The 17495-nt window shown below is 37.1% G+C and carries 10 protein-coding genes and 1 rRNA gene; 10 read left to right on the plus strand and 1 reads right to left on the minus strand.

Features of this window, described 5'->3' with window-relative positions:
• Positions 1-218: ribosomal RNA gene (locus tag K0B81_08820) — 16S ribosomal RNA — on the minus strand; the annotation flags it as partial.
• Positions 219-622: 404 nt separating this feature from the next.
• On the opposite strand from K0B81_08820, the gene K0B81_08825 reads away from it, so the two are divergent.
• The 10 genes from K0B81_08825 to K0B81_08870 all read left to right on the plus strand — a co-directional run.
• Entirely contained in the window at positions 623-1000 is a 378-nt protein-coding gene (locus K0B81_08825; GenBank protein MBW6516697.1) for a hypothetical protein, read from the plus strand.
• An 86-nt stretch (positions 1001-1086) separates the two neighbouring features.
• A complete protein-coding gene (locus tag K0B81_08830) occupies positions 1087-2415 on the plus strand; it encodes a bifunctional folylpolyglutamate synthase/dihydrofolate synthase (protein ID MBW6516698.1) in 1329 nt (442 codons plus the stop codon).
• Positions 2416-2687: 272 nt separating this feature from the next.
• Positions 2688-3965 carry a M23 family metallopeptidase gene (locus K0B81_08835; protein MBW6516699.1) on the plus strand — a complete coding sequence of 426 codons (1278 nt, stop codon included), beginning with the start codon at positions 2688-2690 and terminating at the stop codon, positions 3963-3965.
• A gap of 34 nt (positions 3966-3999) precedes the next feature.
• Positions 4000-6969 carry an NDNF family protein gene (locus K0B81_08840; protein MBW6516700.1) on the plus strand — a complete coding sequence of 990 codons (2970 nt, stop codon included), beginning with the start codon at positions 4000-4002 and terminating at the stop codon, positions 6967-6969.
• 11 nt (positions 6970-6980) lie between these two features.
• The gene (locus K0B81_08845; protein ID MBW6516701.1) at positions 6981-7604 is read left to right on the plus strand and encodes a hypothetical protein; all 624 of its coding nucleotides are present in this window, start codon (positions 6981-6983) and stop codon (positions 7602-7604) included.
• A gap of 16 nt (positions 7605-7620) precedes the next feature.
• Positions 7621-8550: a hypothetical protein gene (locus K0B81_08850; GenBank protein MBW6516702.1), complete on the plus strand. Its 930-nt coding sequence runs from the start codon at positions 7621-7623 to the stop codon at positions 8548-8550.
• Positions 8551-8559: 9 nt separating this feature from the next.
• Positions 8560-9159 (plus strand): hypothetical protein, encoded by a 600-nt coding sequence (locus K0B81_08855; protein MBW6516703.1) that lies wholly within the window; start codon positions 8560-8562, stop codon positions 9157-9159.
• A gap of 126 nt (positions 9160-9285) precedes the next feature.
• Positions 9286-12228, plus strand: a complete 2943-nt coding sequence (locus K0B81_08860) for a hypothetical protein (GenBank protein ID MBW6516704.1) — start codon at positions 9286-9288, stop codon at positions 12226-12228.
• Positions 12229-12279: 51 nt separating this feature from the next.
• Positions 12280-13242 (plus strand): phosphatidylserine decarboxylase, encoded by a 963-nt coding sequence (locus K0B81_08865; protein MBW6516705.1) that lies wholly within the window; start codon positions 12280-12282, stop codon positions 13240-13242.
• Positions 13243-13777: 535 nt separating this feature from the next.
• The coding region (locus K0B81_08870) for a S8 family serine peptidase (GenBank protein ID MBW6516706.1) at positions 13778-17495 on the plus strand (3718 nt) is incomplete at its 3' end.

Below are 17495 nucleotides of genomic sequence, written 5' to 3' on the forward strand. Positions count from 1 at the left end.
CAGAGGCCACTTTTACCTAATAACTTATGCTATCAGACACATGCGGTATTAATCCCGGTTTCCCGGGGCTATCCCCCACTTAAAGATAGATCACCTACGCGTTACTCACCCGTTCGCCACTCTACTCGGAATACCGAAGTACTCCTTTCGCGTTCGACTTGCATGCCTAATCCACGCCGCCAGCGTTCGTCCTGAGCCAGGATCAAACTCTCCATTATTCTTTTAAAAATATTCTCCTTGCTCACTCTCCACGAATATGTACCTATTAAAGAACTACCTGATTTATCAGGTTTTGTCATATTTTTTAGTTAGGTTTAGCTGTCAATAGTTTTCGAAAAAAACTTTCAAAAATAGGCAATTTAATCTCATGTAGCAGAAGATATGGCAATTATATCTAATTGCTTAGTAATGTATTAAGACCTTTCTTTGTCTGATACATTTTTTTTGCTTCAAAATACAGTTTTTTGAACAGCTGTACTCATGTTCAACTATTCTCAAAGAAAAAGAAGTAGAAATAGAATGAGATTTTTTCCTCTTACCCGCTGAATTTGAAGAGAATACACACAAAAAGCTTGACGATAACTGTTAGAAAGAAAATCTAAACAAAAAAATTGGAGCATATATGTTAAGAGATACTAAAGGGATAAGTGTTTACATGATAATTAGTATTGTTGGTTTACTAATATTAGCTTTTATCCTTATTTTACCGCAAGTTCTTGATATTCAGAGCAAGGAACAGACCGAAGAGTGTTTAAAAAATATGCGTGAAATTGAAAATGCAGTTCTAAGGTATATGAATGAACGTCATGAAAACTTTATTGGCGATACTACAGATTTACATAGAATGGGGTATGTAAGAAGACCTGTATATGTTTGTCCATCGGGAACCCCTGAATCAAGATACTATACCGAGGGAAAATATGAAACTGGTGAAGTAATAGTAACTTGTCCTCTTGTAGATGAGTATCCTGATCATGTCTTGCATCCGACAATAGAATAATAAGAGTCAATTATCTAATAGACGTCAGGTATTTTAATATACAACGTAGGAAAATAGTAGAGAACAATATTATAAATATCCCTTACATGCTTACTGTCCCCAAAGTATCAAATTTCACTGATTTTATTAAGTACATTTCACTTAGAAACGCCAGTAATATCAAATATGATCTCGATAGAATCAATTTGATTCTAGCGAAGATGGGGCATCCTGAAATGAGATTACGCGGGCTACATGTAGCCGGTACAAATGGTAAAGGATCCACTTCTGCTATGTTAGAATCTATTTGTTTAAGTCACAATTGGAATACTGGCCTGAATACCTCTCCTCATCTTGTCGATTACCGTGAAAGATTCCGAATAAATGGTAAGAACATCACTGCTCGCGAACTAATGAAGATATATAATTTATGGTCGAATCTTTTTGAAGAAACAGAGGCATCTTTTTTTGAAATAACGACAGCGATAGCTTTTTACTATTTCAATGCAAAAAACTTACATACCAGTATTTTTGAAGTTGGATTGGGTGGTCGTCTTGACGCTACTAATCCCTTCAATGCTACAGTTAGTATTATTACTAGTATATCGATAGATCATCCCAAAACTCTCGGTGATACGATTGAAAAAATTGCCTATGAAAAAGCCGGTATAATAAAAGGAAACGTACCACTGGTCCTGGGCAAGTTATCCAACACGGCATTTGATGTTATAAGTAAAGTAGCATACTCAAAATCAGCCCCTTTATACTATATTGAAAGTGATTTCAATACCGAAAGGGTGCGGTTTGATCAAGCAGTAACCACATTCGATTATATTAATAAGAACAGGGATATATCTTTACCCAAACGTATAGCAAATATCAAGACAAATTTAGTTGGTAAACATCAAGCACATAATGCTGCTTTAGCGATTACCGGTTATGCTCTATATTGCAATTCACTAAAAATAAAACCAGACCCTGAAGCCATCCGCTATGGTTTGCGTAATGTTACTTGGTTAGGGAGAATGCAAACTATTAGAAAACAACCTCTTACCATATTAGACTGCGCTCACAATGAAGAGGGAATAGAGAATTTAGTGAAAAATCTTCAACAAATCTTTCCTAACAAACGTTTTCGTCTGGTTATTGCAATCTTAAGAGATAAGAGTTTCGAAAAAATGATCTTACATCTTGGAGCGATAGCAAAGAAGCTGTATATATCTAAAAATAATTCTGATAGAGCCGCAGATATTGAAGAGCAGGTAGAAATTGCCAAAAAATACGGTATCGAATATTCTGCAGAATCTGATATAAATACTTCATTAAACAATGCAACTAAAGAATCGTCTGATGATGACATTATAATAGTTACCGGTTCAATCTATACTGTGTCAGAAATTGTGGCACAATTAGGGAAAAAGAGAACTTGGCATTAAAATTAACTTTTGTAGATAATGAAATCGTCATGTTATCAATAGTATTCATCCATTTATCAAGCCCTTTTTGTTTGACAAAAATTGAGTGACTTTGTTTGTTGTATGAATTATAAAGAGTTAATCCAATAAGTGGTGACCTTAGTGATATATAAAGTAAGAGTTAACGAATATAAAATAACTAAATATTATAGTTACTGTACCTTTTATAAGCAGTTAAGAACGCTTACTGATCACGTTATAAACTACAAAAGAAAAACAATTAAGGCAAACATATGATAGTAAAAAGGAATCGATTATTCCTATTTAAAAAAATCAATTTATTGCTTCTCTCTCTCTTGATTTCTTTCATAATTTTATCTGCCTGCATAAGCCAAGCCAGCAACCTAGAAACTGATGAAATCGATCATCATATTTATGTCGGTGGTACTTTAAATCAAGGAGAAACATTAGCACAAGCATTACAAAATAAAGGGTTAGGATATTCAACCTTTACCCCATTACTCAATCAACTAAACAGCGTGTATAATTTACGCCGGTGTCAGCCAGCTGATAGTTTTCTTGTTAAGTTAGACACTTTAAATGTTATTCATCAGTTATCATATTTTCCAGTAAGAGAGAAAATAATAACATATTCCGTACTTAGAGATTCAAGTGGAACTTATTATCCTCAAGTTGATACCTTAAAAACAGAGAAGGTCTTACGAAAGGTTGATACTGCGATCTCCGGTTCTCTCTATTCCTCTCTTCGCGTTTTAGGTGAAGGTCCGCATCTGATTGTTAATTTTGCTGAGATTTTTCAATGGGATTTTGATTTTTTCCTTGATACAAGAGAAGGTGATCGGATTGCCTTTGTGTATGAACAGTATATGCTTAATGGTGAGTTTGTTCAATACGGTAATATCCTTGTAGCTGAATACAATGGTGCCAACTATAGAAATCGAGCTTATCGTTATGTAAACAACGAAGGACTTGCCAAATATTATAATAAAGAGGGGAAATCATTTCAAAAAGCGTTTTTGAGATCACCATTAAATTATACCAGAATAAGCTCACGCTTCTCAACGGGTAGATATCATCCAATTTTGAAAATTGTTAGACCCCATAATGGAGTTGATTATGCTGCCCCAACAGGTACTCCTGTCGTTGCTGCTGCTGACGGCATAGTAAGTCATGTTGGTTGGAAAGGTGGACATCCTACAGTAAATGGGATGTCCGGTGGTTATGGACGAACCGTGATGATCCGTCATAGTAACGGATACGAAACTTTATACGGTCATTTAAATGGTTATGCACAAGGTATACGTAAAGGTGTGCGAGTAACTCAGAATCAAGTAATAGGTTATGTTGGACAGACCGGTTTAGCTACTGGACCTCATTTACATTATACTGTTTATCTCAATAATGTAGCGATAGATCCTTTAAGGATGAATAATGAACCAGGTCCCCCGGTTCCTAAAAGCGAAATGGATAAATTTAAGAGTTTGACAGAAAAATTGGATAACTATATTGGGCATCCTGTTGATTATTTTTTGAACTATGTATTGAACTGAAGCAGTTTTAATAAGCTCATTAAGGAGTATGAATATGATTGATCATGTTTTAAAAAAGCGATGTTTAAGGACAGCATTGCTTTTCTGTTGTTTGCTAATCCTAATACCAATCTTTGCCTTATCAGAGAGAGATTTAACTACAGACGAAGAATCGGAATTTATTGTTCGCAATCTGATTGTTGAAGATATCCCTGATGATGATGGTAGTGGATTAATGCTAAGTTGGGAACCATTAGGTATTGATAGAAGAATTATTGAATACAGGGTTTATAGAGGAGCTGCTCCCGATAGTCTTTTCTATATTGGCAATATTCCAATAAATCCTCGCACTGGTTTTCCGGGTGATAGAGTTTACTACTATGATAGCGGTTATACCATGTTTGTAAGTATAACATCTCCGGCAAGATTACGGCAAGAAGTGCAGCAACCGGCAGGGAGTCCTCTATTCAGAGAAATACCACGGGATTTAACTATAACAGGACCTAAATTAGAAAGATATGATATCCTTGCAGTAATCCCTAAGAAACAGTTTTACTATCATGCAGAAAAAATTACTATCGAAGAAGAAGATGAAGATGGAGAGATCACAACTGATTATTATGCGGGGCTACGACTGAGACAGTATCAGTACTTGTTAAAAAAGCTCAAACCTGATACACCTTATTATTATACGGTCGTAGCGGTTAATGAACAACGAAGGTTTTCCCCTTATGCTCCAATAGTTGAAGGAATACCAAGAAGAAATAGACCTGAACAGACTCGCGACTTCTACGCTGTTTTTATACAGGATATCGAGCGTTTACAATTTGAATGGTCACTCCCCTTAAATCCTGATATTATAAGATTTTATAATGTGTACCTACTACATCAAAACGACTTACAGGCATTTAATAATTACAATGATGAAATCCGAAGACTTGATGAGAACCGACTTGCCAGACTTGATGATTCAGATATTTCAGTTATCGAACCTACATTATCTAATCCTGGACAATTATTATACAGACGTCAAACAGCGACTCCATATACATCAATGAATACAGGGTTTATTGATATTGAAGATGGCATTGTATCCGACCCTGATCATAACATTGATTTATCCATTAATAGTGCAAACATTGATCAGTATTATGCTGTTTTCTCGCTTTTAGATTGGTACGGTGGTGAGACATTTACACAACCAGTAAAATTTTTGACTATAGTAGAAAATGATTTACCATCTCCACCTGATTTTACTATTATAGATAAGCCAAACGATCAGGGTGATTATAATCTTGTTTACTGGGATAAACCAGTAGTTTTTCTTACCAATTCTTCTGTCCTTAATCAAGAAAGAACAAGACTAACTATAAACTATGAATTTGAAACCAATAAGAATTATAAAGTCCGTAGCATCTATTTTGATATCTATGATGACGAAGATGAGCCCATTACAACTATTAATGAATTCTATCAAAATTTAAGATTTAACATAACATTACCTGATAAGTATTCCATAGACTCTCCTGAGTATGATGAGAATCGCAGAATAAAATTCAGAATGCATTTCAAAGTAAGCGGAAATGAGTTATCCGATGATTACGTATTTTATCAGGAAATGGCTTTTGATAGTGAGTATTTAACTTACCGTCCTAGAGAGCTATATCTGGGCAATGAAAAAGTGCATGATTATTCTTATCTGGTTTATAAAAAACCTTACTCAGGAGAAATTTTCCGTCAGAGTGCTCGAGCTGCAGGAGTAGTAAGAGAAATAGACGATAATATCCGTTACGAAGCCTCCATTTTTAAAGGAACTCCAAGGTACTATCCTGAAAAGAATTTGTTATTGGTAGACACAAGAATGAATGCTTTTTATGATAAAGAAGAGAAAAGGACCGTATTTACAAATATTTTTCTTTCTGTAGTAGAAAAGAATATAGATAATTATCAAGCTGAGATAGAAAAATACACTGAATTATTGGAAGCTGCAGAAACCGATGATGAACGAGCACAACATCAGATGTATATTGATCATTATCAAAATTTGTTGGCAGCTAATGATTATGAATTCATTCAAGAAGCCAACAGCAAACCCAATGATCGAGTTCGTATGAAGTTTATTACTGAACGACGTGAAGGAGAATTGAGAACCTTTCAATATAAAATAGTCAAAACAGATGGTAGTGCGAGATTTGTTGAGACAGATGTCTATGAAGATGAAGATGGAAATGTCTATTTCTTCCCTGAACCCAATTGGTTCAACAATGAAAGATTACCGACATTAATCGCTTCTTTGCTTTTCGGATTACTTGTGTTTTTTATGGTTAAACGAGCAAAGCAGGGTCACGATATGTATATCAGACCTATTGCCGGTATTCAAGAAATTGATAATGCCATCGGTCGTGCTACTGAGATGGGACGCCCAATCCTCTTTCAACCCGGTTTATCCGGGATAGGTGATGTAGCTACTTTAGCCGGCTTAGCTATTCTCGGAAGAGTAGCCACAAAGGCAGCAGAATATGATACCAGAATCTTAGTTCCCGTGAGAGACTATATTGTCTTACCGATCGCTCAGGAAATAGTTAAAGAGGCACATCATGAAGCAGGAAGACCTGACACCTATGACAAATCTAGTGTTTTCTTTATCACTACTGACCAATTTGCTTTCGTTGCAGGTGTTAATGGTGTTATGGTTAGAGAGAAATGTGCAACCTGTTTCTATATGGGTATGTTCTTTGCTGAGGCATTGATCATGACCGAAACAGGTAACTCAATTGGAGCTGTTCAGATAGCTGGATCGGATGCTGTTACTCAGATACCATTCTTTATAACGACCTGCGATTATACGCTTATTGGAGAAGAATTATATGGAGCTTCTGCTTATCTATCACGAGAACCTCTAATGATGGGAACACTGAAGGCGGTAGATGTAACTAAATTCTTGATCTTGTTAGGAATTGTTATTGGTACAATTCTCTCGACATCACATTTAACATTCTTTATAAATATATTTCCTGATAAATAGGAGGGAAGGAAATGAAAAGACAGATTCCTTTGATAATAATAATCACACTCTGCTTCCTCTTTGTGTTTCACACTTTCATACCCCACAAGCTATCACAGGACTTCTACCAATGGTGGCTTAGTTGGGTAAGAGCAATGACACCTTTTGCTGTAGTTTTGGGAGTTATGAGTCTTTTTATGGTACATTGGGCAAAGATCTCTCGTCGGTTACCCAATTGGCAATATAGTGTGGTTACACTTTCTGCACTTGTTTTAACTACCTTAGCCGGTTTTATCTGGGGAACTCAGGAAGGTACACCCTATATGTGGATATTCAAAAATATGCAGATGCCTATGGCTTCAACCATGTTCTCACTGCTTGCTTTCTACATTGCTTCTGCTGCATATAAAGCATTTCGTGCTCGCTCTATGGAAGCTACTGTACTCTTAGTTGCAGCAGTTATAGTTATGCTTGCTCAGGTTCCTATTGGAATGGCAATCAGTCGTTGGATACCGGAAACCTCTACGTGGATTCTAAATGTTCCCAATATGGCAGCCAAACGCGGTATAGCTTTAGGAGTAGGACTTGGAATGACAGCTACATCACTTAAGATAATGCTCGGAATAGAAAGAACCTATCTCGGTAGCGGTGATTAAGGACAGGGGGTATTATATGAATTTCTTTGAAAGATTACAAGCATTAGACAGAAGATGGGTTTACTTAATGGTTGCTTTAGCGATCATAGTACCTCTTGTATTAGTATTCGATTCCAAAACCTATACTACGGAACCTACTGAGAATATTTATCAAATGATAGATTCCTTTGCCGGAAGAGAAGATCGAGCAATTCTGATTAATTTCATGCACGATGCTTCTACTATGCCGGAACTTTTCCCGATGGAGGTAGCTATTCTCAGACACGCATTTTTGCGTAACGTTAAGGTATTTACTATCTGTTTCACACCTACTGCCGCTCCATTAGTTGATTATGCGATTAACACTGTCAAAGAAGAGTTTGAAGATATTCAATCAGGTGTTCATTATATAAATATCGGGTATAAACCTTATGCTCTCTATCTTCCAATTGTTTTGGGTATGGGTGACGATATAGCTGAGGCAGTAGAAACAGATGCCGAAGGAAGGCAGGTGGCTAACTTACCGATGATGGAAGGTATTAAAAACTATAATGAAATGAATTTGATAATAGAGACTTCAGGTTCTTCTTTTGGTGCTATGTGGTATATCTATGCCCGTCCTAGATTCGGCGTAAATGTAGCAGCAGGGATTACTGCGGTAATGGCAGCTGATGCTTATCCCTTCTTACAAACCGGTCAGCTTATAGGTATTTTAGCCGGTTTGAAAGGTGCAGCAGAATATGAGAAGATGGTTGATCTCTTTGCCGCTCAGGACAGACCTTTTAGTAGAGAAAGAGCCAGAGAAGAGCATGTTTCTATTACTGATGATGCAGTACTTTATAAGTTTAGAACTGCCAGAATTGGTATGAATGCTCAGACAGTAGCCCACATATTAATTATTCTCTTTATTATGATCGGTAATATCGGCTATTTCTTTGAAAAACAACGTGAAAAAAAAGTGCAATAGGAGGATTAAATGTTTGAAACAATAAGTAACTGGATCGCTGCTTTACTCACCCTGTTTATTTTTTCCTTTCTCTATAAGGATAATCCATTCTATCGCTTTGCTGAACATCTACTGATAGGTATCTCTATGGGCTACTTTATTCCATTGGTATATAACAATGCCTTTATACCATTCCTTTATACGCCTGTTTTTTTACAACATAAGTACATCCTGATATTCCCAGCTATTTTAGGTACTTTCTATATCTTCAGATTCAACCGAAAATTAAGCTGGCTTTCCAGATACCCGATCGTTTTTGGCATGGGTATTATCGGTATGGGCGTTCCTATGTCTATGCATGCATCGGTATTGGTTCAAATGCGGAGTGCTATGCTACCTCTGTTGGATGTTAATACCGTTCTGATTTTTATCGGGACAGTAACTATTCTTTTATACTTCTTTTTCTCGAAGTCACACGAAGGTGTTTACGGAAAATTTACTCGAATCGGTGTATGGTATATGATGATTGGGTTTGGAGCTTCATTCGGGTATACAGTTATGGCTCGACTATCTCTGTTGATTGGAAGGATCCAATTCCTGATAGGTGACGTTTTAAAACTCATCCAATAGAACAATATAGAGAGAATAGAACAGAAAGGGGAAAACTACTTTTTAAACAACTGATAAGGGAGAAAATAGCAGTTTTCCCCTACTTGTAAAAATATCTTCTAAAACCCTTTCGAAAAAAGAGGTACTATGAATAAGTCATTGCCTTTAACAATTGCACTAATTTTTCTTTTCTTTACTTGCAGTTCAATTCTAAATTCTCAAGCATTACCAAATCAGATCAGAGATTTAATAGTTGAGGATATTCAGGATGATGACGGAACAGGTTTAATTCTATCTTGGACTCCATTATCTCGAGAGAGCCGTGTAATAGAATATCGGATCTACCGAGGGGTAAGCCCCGATAGTTTATTCCTCATTGGTCTGATAGAAGTCGATCCAACTCTGGGAGTTACATCACCAAGAATGTATTATTATGACCGTGATTTCACTGATTTTGTCAGCTTATACTCACCAAGCCGATTAAGAAAAGAGTCACAACAACCCCCTGATAGCCCTTTATATCGTCAAATGCCTCGAGATATTAACATCTATGGTCAGTACTTAAATCACTATTCTGTTCTGGGTGTTATAAATAAAGACGATTTCTATTATCGCTCGAAACTGATTGAAAATATCGAGACAGATGAAGAAGGTAATGAAGATCGTACCGTTTATGCCGGTTTACCACTCCGTTCCTTTGACGGTCTATACTCTATGCTGGTTCCTGAGAAACCATACTATTATTCCGTACTGGCAGTAGATTATCAACGACGCTTCTTTCCGCCCAGCGATATTGTTATGGGTATTGCTTATGATAACTCTCCTGAATTACCGTCTGACTTCTCAGCCGTCATTTTATCAGATATCCATAGAATACAATTCGAGTGGCTCAATCCCTCTTTTGAAGATGATATTTATCATCGCAATGTGTATCTTTTAACCGAAGCTCAGATTAATGCGATGCAGACCTATATTAGACAGGAAATAGCTCGGGAAGAAATAATTCTACAAAGAAAAAAGAACCCCGATCTCGATATTCCTGATATTCAAACTGATTACCAGAATCCAGCTCTGCACATCTTTGCTGATCCGACAGCATTTCCATATGCCTCAACGACTATTGGATTTGTTCAATCTAATAATGGACTTATTCATGTCATAGGCAGTGAAACCGAATATGCTATGGATTGGAATAATCTTGAAAAATACAGGTTAGTATTTTCTTTTTCAGATTATGCAGGTTTCGAAAATTTTTCCGAAATTATTGAACCTCGTATTATGCTTTCCGATGAAAAACCGACATTACCTGTTTATAGCATAATAGATAAACCGGATGATAAGGGTGACTATAATCAACTGCTTTTTGGAAAACCTCTAATTTTTCTGACCCAAGGATCATTTCTAAATCCTCAAAGAAACAGACTGGCACTAAATTATGATTTTACTGATAATCGTTTAAACAGTCTGAGCAGTGTTAACTTTAAGATCTATGATTCTCAAGGTACTCTTCTGGATGAGATTAATGAATTTCTACCCGATAAGATAATAAGGTTTAATATTCCATCCTTTGATACTATTGTTGATGGTTTGTATTTTGAGATGATCCCGGAAATAAAGAGTAAAGAGCTTATAGAACCATACGTTTTAGCTCAGACATCTAACTATAATGAAGAATTCGGTCTGATTGAATTTGGTGAATTGATTATCATTGATTCTCCTTCTATTGAAGGGGATGAGAGTGAGGTTGTTTCTGATTATAGCTATTATCTCCTTAAAAGAGCTAAGAGTGACCGTTATTTCAGATTGGCTCGTAATATCAGCCCCTTTGCCAGATCCTTCGATGACAGTATACCTTATGAAACTTCGATATTCAAATTAGTGAATAAATATGAGTTAGATAACAAATTGCTGTTAGTAGATAATAGTTTAGCAATTACCTATGATGATGAGAGAGAAATTGATATAGTGACCAATATTTTTGCTGGAGAAATTGAAAATGACCTTAATTTCTATCGTCAGAAAATATCTGAATACGAAAAGCAATTAGCTAAAACTACCGATATGAATGAGTATGAAATGTTGGATTACTATCTTGAGTACTATAAAAACAGGTTATGGATGGAAACTGAACATCCGATATTAGTCGAAGCAAACCAAATTGAAAATAACAGACGAAGAATAAAGTATATCGCAAACATAAGAGAGCGTCACCGACGAAGTTTCCAATATATCTTCGTAAAATCTGACAGAAATGGACTTTTTTACCAAGACGATATTTACGAGGTTGATGGAGAGACTTACTTTTTCCCCACACCGGATTGGTTTTCCAGTGATCAGTTTCCGGCTCTTATAGCTTCTTTGATCTTTGGTTTTCTGGTATTCTATCTCATTAGACAAGCTATGAAGGGTAAAGACATGTATATTCGTCCTATTGCCGGCTTAGAAGAGATCGACAATGCCATAGGACGAGCTACAGAAATGGGTAAACCGATCCTTTTTGTACCCGGTATCGGTTACATAGAAGATATTGCTACTCTGGCAGGATTATCAATTTTAAGCAATGTGGCTCGTAAAGCAGCAGAATATGACACGAGAGTAATGGTACCTGTAGCGGACTATATTGTTTTACCAATAGCTATGGAGACAGTAAAAGAAGCACACATTGCTGCCGGAAGACCTGACACCTTTAATCGTGAAGATATCTTCTATATATCAGGTGATCAGTTTGCCTTTGTTGCCGGTGTCAATGGCATCATGGTCAGACAGAAGACCGTTGCCAATTTCTTCTTAGGGGTTTTCTTTGCCGAAGCTCTTATCATGACAGAGACCGGTAATGCTCAGGGAGCTATTCAGATCGCAGGTTCAGATTCTATTACTCAAATCCCCTTCTTCATTACCACCTGCGATTATACTCTGATCGGAGAGGAGCTTTACGGTGCTTCGGCATATTTAGCCAGAGAACCAATGATGATGGGAACTCTCAAAGCTCAGGATTATACCAAATTCTTGATTCTTTCCTTTATCATAATTGGTGCCATTTTATCAACTATTAGAGTAACTTTTCTAATCAATGCCTTCCCTTCTCAATAAAGGAGTATGCCAAAAAAGAAGAATCTCTCGGTCCCTTTGAAATCGGTAGGCATGCGTTTATATAGAAAACCGGCTTATAAGAAAATACCACCTATCTATTATATCGAACGGAAAACACGACTATTAAAAAAAGAGCTGATACCTGCTGAGCAGTGGCTGAAGTGGCTGTATCATGATCCCTTCGGTAATCTGGCATTAGAAGCGGTGATTAAAAGGAAAGCATTCTCCCGTTTTTACGGGCGTTACATGAGAAGCCCCAATTCCTCAGTTAAGATCAAATCGTTTATTAAGCTCTTCCAAATTGATAACAGCGAGTACGAAAAAGATATCAATGCCTATACGTCATTCAATGATTTCTTCATCAGAAAGATAAGAAAAGAATACCGCTCTATAGACCAAAATCCTTTAACTGTAATTTCTCCCGTTGATGGAAAATTACTCGCCTATGATAATCTGAAGCAAGGACTCCATTTTATTGCTAAGGGACACGATTTCTCCCTTCAAGAATTCTTGAATAACAAGAAATTAGCCGATGAATATCTGCACGGTAGTATGTTTATTTTTCGCTTAACTCCGGCAGATTATCACCGCTTTCATTTCCCCTTTGATTGTCTCCCCTCGAAATCTCATGTCATAAAAGGGAAATACTATTCCGTCTCACCCATATCTATCAAGAAGAAGGTAAAAACCTTTTATCAAAATAAGCGCGAATATACTATTATTAGATCGGAACTCTTCGGTAATGTCATAATGGCAGAGATCGGTGCAACCTTAGTTGGCAGTATCAAACAGACCTTTACTCCAAACCAAACATTCAAAAAGGGGGATGAAAAAGGGTATTTTGAATATGGTGGTTCATCTGTCATTCTTCTCTTTAAAGCAAACACCATTCATATTGATGAAGACTTGCTCCATAATACGCAGCTCTCATATGAAACAAAAGTCCGGTTCGGAGAACGAATAGCAAGCATTGTCCACAAATACACACGAATGATAAACAAAAAACACGAATAAAAGAGTGGAATGGTGATAAGGTGAACTGCAATGTAGGGCGACCGGTGATCGCCCTTTTTCATTGTAACAGACAAAGCAAGATGTTCAAAAGCAAGATACCTGCGTTACTCTGATAATGATAATAAAATTCCAGTGATGTAAGTTTTAACCCCTAAAATACCGACAAAACGGTTAATACTCTAAAAGTTGAATTAAAGCTTGACTTTTTTGGTTATCTTTTTATCTTTTCATCAAAAGACTAACACCCTCTCTTGTTGTATCTGTATAGGTAATTTGATTATTTCTCTTTCTGAGTATCTACGGGTGAAAAAGAAGGTAGTTATGAAAACAAATAATCAGCTATATCAAGGGTTACCCCCCCCCCATTGCTATCTTCTTGTGCTGTAAAGGGTTAGGGCTTATATGTCATCTTCTGTATATCTTTATCTTACATCAATCAATAACATCTACTCACAACAAATTCATTCCTCAAGCGTCTCTCTAATACTTCATAGAGAGACGTAAAGCTACGATTAAATAAAACTTAGGAGGAATTATGAAACAGAGATGTTTTTCATTATTAATCCAACTAAGACTATTAGTAGCTTGTTTTGTATTCTTGGTTGGATGTATATCTATCCTTTATTCTTCAGACTATGAGGTGATTAAGGGTGAGAGACCTTTTATCGATATCTATAATGTCCCTGATGAGGCAATGGAGGATGGTTGGATAAGAATTAAGTTCCAAGAAGATATGACAGATCATCTCGATAATACTGAAATTATCCGGGATGACAGTGGGATTACGGTATTCGATATACCATTAGTAGATGATTTAAACCAGTATTATAATGTACATACAGCAATTAAACTATTTGATAGTCCGGCATTAAACAATGAATATGAATGGCGTCATCGTTTATGGGGATTTCATCTATGGTATGAATTACACTTCGATTCTGAAGTAGATATTAGAGATATAATAATAGCTTACCGTAGTTTAGACAACATTATAGCTTGGGCAGAACCTGAATATAAAAAGGAATTACATAATAATGACCCGATTAGATGGATACCTAATGATCCGTTACTTGTAAATCAGTGGCATTATAATAATACAGGACAGAGTGACGGAACACCCGGTGCTGATATCAGTCTATTCGCAGCTTGGGATATTGAAAAAGGGAATTCGGATGTAATAGTAGCAATTGTTGATGGCGGAATTGATATATCACATGTAGATTTAGCAGGTAATATGTGGAGTGGAATAGGATATAATTTTGCTCAAAATGTTTCGACTATTTATCCTCATAATCATGGTACTCACGTTGCTGGGACAGTAGCAGCAGTTAACAATAACAATATTGGAGTAGCAGGGGTAGCTGGTGGTTCAGGATCCGGTGATGGAGTACGTCTGATGTCTTGTCAGGTATTTTCACCCTATGGTAATGGAGGTTTTCATCTTGCTCCAATATATGCAGCAGATAATGATGCGTCGATTTCACAAAACAGTTGGGGGTATTCCACTGACGATTATTATGATCAAAATGTACTTGATGCCATTGATTATTTCAATGCTAATGGTGGTGGAGATGCCTTAAATGGCGGAATAACAATCTTTTCAGCCGGTAATAGTGGTTCTACAGGAATGCGTTATCCCGGATGCTACGAAGGGGCTTTCTCCGTCGCTGCTACTAATAATCAAGATCAGAAATCTTACTATTCGACTTACGATACTTGGGTAGATATTTCAGCTCCCGGTGGTGAGACATATCAAGTTACTGCTCGTGGTGTTTTAAGTACTCTGAATGGCAATACTTATGGCTATTATCAAGGAACATCCATGGCAGCTCCCCATGTCTCTGGTGTTGCTGCTCTTATCATATCGTTAGCTTATAGACATGGGATAATCTTGAATAATTCACAAGTAAAAGATATTCTGATAGACACTACTGATGATATATATCATCTAAATCCTGGGTATATTGGAATGCTGGGATCTGGAAGACTTAATGCTAATGCAGCATTATTGCCTATTTTTTTTGCTGGAGGTTTGGGAACTGCTGATGACCCTTGGTTAATAGAAACAGCAGAGCATCTCAATTATGTAAGAAACTTTTTAGGTGATGAAAACCAAGATAAACACTTTAAACAAATAGCTAATATTTGCTTAGAAGATACGATCTGGTACGAAGGAGAAGGCTGGATTCCTATTGGTAATTATAATAATCGATTTCGAGGATCTTATGACGGTAATGGACATACAATTAATGGTTTATACATTAACAGACCGGGTGCTTTAGATCAAGGTTTGTTTGGTTATACACATGGTGCTACGATCAAGAACTTAGGTGTGACAGATATAGATATCACTGCCTATCAAGAAGCAGGTGGATTAGTCGGAATGAATGATGTCGGTTCTACAATCGAGAATTGTTACAGTACAGGACATGTATCAACGTCACATCTCAATTCTGGTGGTCTTGTCGGGGCAAATATGAATAATTCAATAATAAGAAATAGCTATAGTACAGCTAATGTAATCGGTAATACTACTGTTGGCGGTTTGGTTGGTTTCAATGCTGCTTCATCAAATATTATCAATTCATATAGCGAAGGTGTTGTTACGGGAAATAGTAACATAGGCGGATTAGTCGGTCATAATTTTAACTCAGGAATAGACAGATCCTACAGCATATGTATCGTGAATGGTTCTAACTGTGTTGGCGGTTTGGTTGGTTACAACGCTTTTTCATCTACTATTATCAATTCCTATAGTAAAGGAGTTATTACGGGTAATAGTAGAACGGGCGGTTTAGTCGGTTATAATTATAACTCAGGAATAGATAGATCCTACAGCATCAGTATGGTAAATTGTTCTGACTTTGTTGGTGGGTTAGTAGGATTAAATACTAATGGTACAGTAGATAGAAGTTACTGGAACATCGAAATCTTTGCAGATGATAATGAGATTGGTGACGGTAAAACTACTTTTGAGATGCTGCAAGACAATACTTATGACAACTGGTGCTTTGAAGAGACCTGGAAATTTGTCGGTTTTCACGGTAATCCGAGTATCCGAAAACATTATCCTGTATTACGCTGGCAGAAGAGTTATACTCATAACAGGATTTCACCATCAAATGCTCATGTTAAAGTATATCATCACCGCACGTTTTATTGGGAATCTTTTCCCCGTCTTGAGCAACAGGATAATCATGCCTCTACTGCCCAACTGCTTTTTCCATTAAACGGTACAATATTAAGCGTTGTAGGGCAAGGACAAGGAGAAACGATGATATGGCACCCTGATGAAGGTTGGACTGGAAATCTTATCGGCTTTAACAGTGCCAAGGGTTATATTCTGGAATTTAATAACACGATTGCTGGCGACGAACATTATCTCTGGGTTAACGGCAATAGAATTAGTATTTATGAAGAGATAACTCTTGAGCCACATATAACCAACTTTGTCGGTTATTTCATCCCTCATCCGCAGAATGTATTTGATGCGCTTGGATCAGAGGTTATCAGCCAGTTAAGATCTGTTGAAGCCGAAGATTGGTCTCTTCACTGGCTTGTTGAAGATGAGTGGATGCACAGGGCTTTTAAACCAAGCTCTTCCTCCGGCACACTATTTTACGGTAAAATGTACAAGATACGAACCCGGACAGATAATGTAGTAACTTTCAGTTGGAACCTTCCTCCCGGTTATCCCGAACTATATCCGAAACCCAAAGACCCATTACCTCGAGCCAAGCATTTCGATTACGATGAAAAGCCGGACTACGAATCGATTTTTGTCGAAAGCATCGAGAATGATCATGATATAATAGAGGTTGCTGTTTATGTCGATGAAGAATGTATTGGAGCAAGTCCTTTCCTGCAGGAATATCCTCTGGAGATATTGGCTTATACCGATGAGTCTCATTATGGAGAAGAGATCAGCTTTGTCATCCTGCGGGATGATAAGGGTAAAGAACCGCAGAGGATCCGTATCCCACAGGTCATGAATATCGAAAACGGTGAATACTCACCAACGGTCATCAGACCAAGAGAACAGAAATTCACTGTTGTGCGTCTGAGTGCCGACGATTACCAGACAGATATAGTGCCTTCTTTGGAGATTATCCTTTCCCAGAACTATCCCAATCCTATCTTTACCGGTAGTGCAAAAAGAGGGTTAATTACCGAGATACCATTCTATGTCTCGGAAGCGAGAGAGGTTAAGTTGACTATCTACAACATCAAAGGTCAGCATGTGAAGGATCTCT

This window comes from Candidatus Cloacimonadota bacterium, from assembly GCA_019429305.1.
Classification (GTDB): Bacteria; Cloacimonadota; Cloacimonadia; order Cloacimonadales; family JAJBBL01; genus JAHYIR01.